At 37.5% G+C, this 6,716-nt stretch carries 7 protein-coding genes; all 7 read left to right on the top strand.

The window, feature by feature from the left end; translation table 11 throughout:
- Positions 1-5: 5 nt before the first annotated feature.
- The 7 genes from DC53_RS06125 (at position 6) to DC53_RS06095 (ending at position 6,559) form a co-directional block, all read left to right on the top strand.
- Complete coding sequence (locus DC53_RS06125) at positions 6-938, top strand: ornithine carbamoyltransferase (RefSeq protein ID WP_007377845.1); 933 nt, start codon at positions 6-8, stop codon at positions 936-938.
- The gene (locus DC53_RS06120; protein ID WP_033030930.1) at positions 935-2,137 is read left to right on the top strand and encodes an argininosuccinate synthase; all 1,203 of its coding nucleotides are present in this window, start codon (positions 935-937) and stop codon (positions 2,135-2,137) included. The genes DC53_RS06125 and DC53_RS06120 overlap by 4 nt, the downstream gene beginning before the upstream one ends.
- A 48-nt stretch (positions 2,138-2,185) precedes the next feature.
- Positions 2,186-4,051 (top strand): argininosuccinate lyase, encoded by a 1,866-nt coding sequence (gene argH, locus DC53_RS06115; RefSeq protein ID WP_033030933.1) that lies wholly within the window; start codon positions 2,186-2,188, stop codon positions 4,049-4,051.
- Positions 4,052-4,281: 230 nt separating this feature from the next.
- Positions 4,282-4,482 carry a hypothetical protein gene (locus DC53_RS06110; protein WP_007377842.1) on the top strand — a complete coding sequence of 67 codons (201 nt, stop codon included), beginning with the start codon at positions 4,282-4,284 and terminating at the stop codon, positions 4,480-4,482.
- Between the two features lie 16 nt (positions 4,483-4,498).
- Entirely contained in the window at positions 4,499-5,032 is a 534-nt protein-coding gene (locus tag DC53_RS22600; protein ID WP_033015339.1) for a hypothetical protein, read from the top strand.
- A gap of 497 nt (positions 5,033-5,529) precedes the next feature.
- On the top strand, positions 5,530-6,039 hold the full coding sequence (locus DC53_RS06100) for a hypothetical protein (RefSeq protein WP_050484154.1): 510 nt from the start codon (positions 5,530-5,532) through the stop codon (positions 6,037-6,039).
- Positions 6,032-6,559 (top strand): hypothetical protein, encoded by a 528-nt coding sequence (locus DC53_RS06095; RefSeq protein ID WP_008134861.1) that lies wholly within the window; start codon positions 6,032-6,034, stop codon positions 6,557-6,559. The genes DC53_RS06100 and DC53_RS06095 overlap by 8 nt, the downstream gene beginning before the upstream one ends.
- Positions 6,560-6,716 lie beyond the last annotated feature (157 nt).

The following is a 6,716-nucleotide window of genomic DNA, read 5'->3' on the forward strand; positions in this document are numbered from 1 at the left end:
TTATTATGTTTAAGAATTTTTTAACCGGTTTAGAATTAGACCAAGAAGGCGCACTTAATTTACTAAAGTTAGCGCAAGACATTAAAGTAAAACCAGAGAAATACAGCCAAGTATTAGCTGGTAAATCGGTTGTAACGTTATTTGAAAAACAAAGTTTACGTACGCGTTTATCATTTGATATAGGTATTAATCGTCTTGGTGGTCACGCGGTTTATTTAGATCAGCAAAATGGCGCTATGGGTGCACGCGAATCAATTAAAGATTTCGCTCTTAATATTTCAACATGGGCTGACGGGATTGTAGCGCGTGTTAATCAACACAGTACGCTAACTACATTAGGTGAATATTCATCGGTACCGGTGGTTAATAGTTTGTGTGATTTGTATCACCCGTGCCAAGCACTCGCTGATTTTTTAACGCTTCAAGAAGTACATGGAGATGTAAGTGAGCTTAAAGTTGCTTACTTAGGTGAAGGTAATAACGTAACTCATTCATTGATGTTGTTAGCAGCTACACTAGGTACAGATTTTGTAGCTGTAACACCAAAAGGGTGCTCACCAGATTCACAAATACTTAAAAAAGCAGAGCAGATTGCAGCAATGAACGGTGCATCAGTTATGGTGAGCGACAGAGTTGAAGCTGCTGTTGGCGCAAATGTTGTTTACGCAGATACTTGGGTATCAATGGGTAATACAACACCAATTGAGCAAGTTAAAGCCAAGTATATGCCATATCAGCTAAATCAGGCATTGCTAGATCAAACCGGTGCTACGACGGTATTACACTGCCAACCGGCGCACCGTGAATTTGAAATTACCTCAGAGGTAATGGATGGTCCAGCATCTAAAATTATTCAACAAGCAGAGAATCGTATGCACGCGCAAAATGCTCTGCTAGTTACATTATTAAATCCAAATTTTGTTAAGGAACACCTATGAGTTCAATTAAAAAAGTCGTTTTAGCCTATTCAGGTGGTCTTGATACATCGGCTATTGTGCCATGGTTAAAAGAAAACTATGGTTGTGAAGTTGTTGCGTTTGTAGCAGATGTAGGTCAAGGGGCAGAAGAACTTGAAGGCGTAGAAGCTAAAGCAATTGCCTCTGGTGCATCTGAATGTTATGTAGTTGACTTAAAAGATGAAATGGTAAGTGATTACATTTACCCAACACTTAAAACGGGCTCAATTTATGAAGGCACTTATTTATTAGGTACCTCTATGGCGCGCCCAATTATAGCTAAAGCGCAAGTTGAAATAGCGCGTAAAGTAGGCGCTGATGCACTTTCTCATGGTTGTACTGGTAAAGGTAATGACCAAGTTCGTTTTGAATCATGCTTTGCAGCACTCGCACCTGATTTAAAAGTAATTGCGCCATGGCGTGAGTGGGACTTATCGAGCCGTGAGTCATTACTTGATTACTTGGCGGATCGTGACATTCCGTGCTCAGCATCAGCGACAAAAATTTACAGCCGTGATGCTAACGCATGGCATATTTCACACGAAGGTGGCGAGCTTGAAGACCCATGGTGTCAACCAACTGAGCAAGTATGGACATGGACTAATTCTCCAGAGCAAGCACCAGATAAATCAGAACTCGTAACTTTAAAAGTTGTTGAAGGCGAAGTGGTTGCTGTAAATGGCGAAGAACTTAAACCATATGACTGTTTAGTTAAATTAAACGATATTGCATCACCTCATGGTGTTGGTCGTGTTGATATTGTAGAAAACCGTTTGGTAGGCATGAAGTCACGCGGTTGCTACGAAACGCCCGGCGGTACAGTTATCATGGCAGCACTTCAAGCAATTGACGAGCTAGTGCTTGATAAAGCAAGCCGTAAATGGAAAGAAGTGCTGGGTGGTGAATTTTCGCATTTAGTATATGACGGCCGCTGGTTTACACCACTTAAAGATTCTATTTTAGCCGGTGCAGAAGCGCTTTCTAAAGTGGCAACAGGTGAAGTCGTACTTAAATTATATAAAGGTCAAGTAACTGCGGTTCAAAAGCAGTCGCCAAATAGTTTATATAGCGAAGCATTTGCCACATTTGGTGAAGATGATGTGTATGACCAATCACACGCTGAAGGCTTTATTCGTTTATTCTCGCTTTCAAGCAGAATTTCAGCACTCGCTAAAAAGTAAATTATTACGCCCCTGTAAAAGGGGCAATACAGGGTTTGGAGATATTTCATGGCATTATGGGGCGGACGTTTTTCTACGGGTCCAGATGAGGCGTTTAAGCAATTTAACGACTCTCTTCCCTTCGATTATCAGTTAGCAGAGCAAGATATTATCGGCTCTGTGGCATGGGCTGGCGCACTTGAGCAAGTTAATGTGTTATCGAGTGATGAGCACAAAGAACTCGTTGCAGCATTGTATGAGTTACTTGAAGAAGTAAAAGCTGATCCACTCGCTGTAGCTACATCGGGCGCAGAGGATATTCACTCGCATGTTGAAGCTGCATTAATCGAAAAAGTAGATGATTTAGCTAAAAAATTACATACAGGCCGAAGCCGTAATGATCAAGTCGCAACAGACTTTAGATTATGGTGCCGTGATACCGCTGAGCATATTTTAAAAGCAATTGAGCAACTTAAAGGCGAGTTTGTATCTTTAGCTGAGCGTGAACTTGGTACTATATTGCCCGGTTATACTCATTTACAGCGAGCACAGCCAGTATTATTTAGCCACTGGTGTATGGCTTACGTAGAAATGCTAGAGCGTGATGAAAGTCGCTTGCAAGACGCGAAAGCGCGCATGAATTTTTGCCCACTAGGAAGTGGTGCATTAGCCGGTACTGCTTACCCAATTGATCGTCAAGCACTTGCGCAAGGTTTGGGTTTTACTGGTGCGACTAAAAATAGTCTTGATGGCGTCTCTGATCGCGATTTTGTTGTAGAGTTATTAAGCTGTGCATCGATTTCGATGATTCACTTATCGCGTATGTCAGAAGATTTAATATTTTATAACTCGGGTGAAGCTGGTTTTATAGAGCTTGCAGATAACGTGACATCGGGCTCATCGCTTATGCCACAGAAAAAGAACCCTGATGCATTAGAACTTATCCGTGGTAAAACGGGTCGTGTATTTGGCGCGTTTAGTGCGATGATGATGACCTTAAAAGCACTCCCTCTTGCTTACAACAAAGACATGCAAGAAGATAAAGAAGGTATATTTGACGCTATGCCAACATGGCTTGCGTGTATTCATATGGCACAAGCTTGTATTAAGGGCGTTAAGGTCAGAGGAGATCGTACACTTGCTGCTGCTAAAGGCGGTCATGCTAATGCAACAGAGCTTGCTGATTATCTCGTCGCAAGAGGCGTACCTTTTAGAGAGGGGCACCACATTGTAGGCGTCCTTGTTCAGCTTGCTATTAGCGAAAATAAAACGCTAGAAGAGCTTTCGCTTGAGCAATACAAATCAGTTAATGATGTTTTTGAAGACGATGTATACCCGGTATTAGAAATTGATGCGTGTATAAAAGCGCGCCAAGCTCTTGGCGGCACATCGATTGAGCAAGTAACTGGTGCAATTAAAGAAGCCAAAAAAAAACAGCAAATAACGGTTCGTGATGCAAATCTAGATGACGTTGAATCTATAGCTAAGCTCATTCAGCATTGGGCTACAGTTGGCGAAAATCTACCTAGAGCTAAAAGTGACATGGTGCATTCTATAAATGAATTTGCGGTCACTGAAATTAACGGTAAGGTATCGGGCTGTGCCTCGCTGTATATATATGATACAGGTCTTGCTGAAATTCGCTCTTTAGGTATTGATCCTCAAAGCGTTGTTACTGGGCAGGGGCGGCAACTCGTTGAGCATTTGTTAATTAAAGCTAAAAAACTGGCGTTGAATAGAGTTATTGTACTAACGCGTGTGCCTGACTTTTTCGAAAAGCAGCGCTTTACCTTTTGCACTAAAGACAGTTTGCCAGAAAAAGTAATGAAAGATTGTGAGCTTTGTCTTCGTAAAGAAAATTGCGATGAAGTTGCTATGGAATTTATTTTAAAGCCAAGTAAAAGTGTGGAGATCCCGTGTAAATACGTGGCTTAAACTCCCTGGATACAAAAAACGTACGGTTATCCCTGTGCGTTTTTTTATATCTAAAACAAACTGGTTTGATCTGTTGCATTTTTTAAAGTGTCAAATAAAGTTGGCATACAGGTTGCTTTATTATAGGTGGGTGGCAAAAATGGCTACCTAGATTAAAACAGGTAACATGTTTACCTATATAATAGCGTGATAAAAGTTGCGCAAACTATAATTTTATAAGGATTAATAACATGCAAATTTCAGCGAATAACCAAGTACAAATGCAAGCATATAATAAAACACAACAATTAAAGCCTGCAATGGAACAAACTGCTAGCCCTAAAACCCTGCAATCTGATACAGTAAGCATTTCTCAAGAGGCTATTGCTGCAGCAAGTAGTGATAGCTTACAACGTGGCGGGGGCAGTGTAATGCCTGTCAGACCAAAGTAATAATTTAAGGTTTTAAATGATTCTAACTGAGCTTTTTGGGTTGTTCTCACTGTCTGCTTTTACGATGTGGGGATTTCTGATGACTTTCTTTTTTAATGTGTTTGTATACTCATTAGATTTAAAAAGAGGTACAACTCTTCTGCTCAGTTCATTTATTATGATGATATCTTATACCTTATCTGACTACTTCTATACATGGCTTTCTATTAAAAACTCAATATACTTGGATTGGGCTTTGTATGATATTTCTACTATTTTAGCGTTAATATGCATATATAAAATAACCGAAAAAACAACACCTTCTTTTTTGTATTTAATTGTTGGATTGTCTATAAATTCGATTTTCTTTTTTTGTATGTATTTAGATATGTATATATTCGGAAATATGGAACGATGGTTTTTTTGGGATGTTTATACATACGCAGTTAATTTAATGGACTTAATTATGATAGTCGCATTAATTGTTGATAGAGACTTCCTAGGTCTTCATAAGTTAAAGAACAAAACCCTCAGTTACTTCAAATCAAACGATACCCACAAATTAACCTAGTTTAATATGTACGTTACTGAAGCCTTAACGGATTATGTAGGAGCTTTCTCCCAAAGGGGTCTTTTTAATGGCTTTCTTATGCTGTTTAGCTATTAATATAAATAAGGAAAGTAAGTCTCCTGTTTATTTATCTGCGCTTATGCTCTGCTCATATATTTTTAGTGGCTACATAGATTTATTAGAAAATTTATATTTAAGCTGGGCACTCTACGATTTCATTACAATTTTAGCTTTGTTAACTTTACAGTGCTTCAAAGTACTCCAACGTTCTGTAGCTTTTCACTTAATCATAATTTCGTTAACAATAAATGCTGTACTCACCCTCGTAATATATTATGACCTATACGTTTTATATAACTATGAGCCTTGGTGGTATTGGAGTGTTTATTCTATTGGCGGAAATATGTTCGATGTTTTAATGATTCTTTCACTAGTATTCAATAAAAATACCATTTTTAAAAGGGGTGCTGCATTGAACTTTAAAAAGTTGAAAAATATTGAATGAACTTTTAATTAGCCCAACAGTTTCTTTGTACATAGGTGCATTTGTACAATGGGGATTCCTTATGGCCTTTTTGTATTCCCTTGCTCATTCGATTAATAAGCCTAATAAAGAAAAAGTGTATTTGTCTTTGGTTATGAGTGTTTCATATTCATTTAGTATATTTACAAATATGAATACGGTAACTTATCTTGATTTTTTATGTTTTGATATTTTAACTATTATAGCTCTTACACTTCTAAGGCGATTTCTAAAAAGGGATGTTGCCTATATATATCTTCTAACTGGTTTGACTATAAATTCAACCCTGCACCTTTTTATGCACTATGATATTTATGTACTAGATAATGTTGATTATTGGTGGCTTTGGAATTTTTATTTAATAGTTATCAATTTAGTCGATCTCACAATGGTAACTATTCTCTTTTTTAACAAAGATTTTTTAGGTTTAGTTAAGTTTACTAAATTTTTAACTGAAAAATTTAACAGGTCACGCCATGCCTGACTTTCTATGGAGGCTGGCTGGTTTATACGACTATATAATTATTTTTATTACATGGTCTTTTGTTATTGCTTTTTTATATAATTTGTCTATTAGCATTAACAAGTATGACAAAAGCTGCACACAGCTTGCATTCATTATGGTGGTATCTTACACCTCAAGTATTTTTATGGATCCCTTTAGCAACACACCTCATTTGACCCTTTTCATATTTGATATCGTAACTATATTTTTTCTGATTATATGGCGGAGCTATTTTAGTAAAAGCCTCCCTATAGCCTTTTATTATCTTTTAGTTGGACTTAGCTTTAACGCATTTGTTTTTTTTGGAATGCACTACGACAGTATTGTTTTAGGAAATTTAGACTACTGGTGGTTTTGGGCCTTGTATGTAATCGGGCAAATAATTTCTGATTTAACAATGCTTTTAGCTCTCCTAATTAATAAAGACTTTTTAGGTTTGGTTGCATTAAAACGTTATTTATTTGGCAGTACAAAAAGCATTCATAAAAAGGTTGAATAGAATGGAGGGTCTATTTTGGCAATTAAATTCAATTAATGAATATTTTGGAATACTTATTACATGGCTTTTTGTTTTTGCTTTTTTGTTCACTCTATCAATTGCTATTAATAAGCAAGATAAAAGCCGAGTTCATCTCAGGGCAAGATCACGAACTTTA

The organism is Pseudoalteromonas fuliginea (genome assembly GCF_000690055.1).
Lineage (GTDB): Bacteria > Pseudomonadota > Gammaproteobacteria > Enterobacterales > Alteromonadaceae > Pseudoalteromonas > Pseudoalteromonas fuliginea.

Bases quoted from the DNA above. Each gene is read 5' to 3' on its own strand.
- DC53_RS06125 (WP_007377845.1), top strand. From the start codon at position 6: ATGTTTAAGAATTTTTTAACCGGTTTAGAATTAGACCAAGAAGGCGCA.
- DC53_RS06120 (WP_033030930.1), top strand. From the start codon at position 935: ATGAGTTCAATTAAAAAAGTCGTTTTAGCCTATTCAGGTGGTCTTGAT.
- argH (WP_033030933.1), top strand. From the start codon at position 2,186: ATGGCATTATGGGGCGGACGTTTTTCTACGGGTCCAGATGAGGCGTTT.
- DC53_RS06110 (WP_007377842.1), top strand. From the start codon at position 4,282: ATGCAAATTTCAGCGAATAACCAAGTACAAATGCAAGCATATAATAAA.
- DC53_RS22600 (WP_033015339.1), top strand. From the start codon at position 4,499: ATGATTCTAACTGAGCTTTTTGGGTTGTTCTCACTGTCTGCTTTTACG.
- DC53_RS06095 (WP_008134861.1), top strand. From the start codon at position 6,032: ATGCCTGACTTTCTATGGAGGCTGGCTGGTTTATACGACTATATAATT.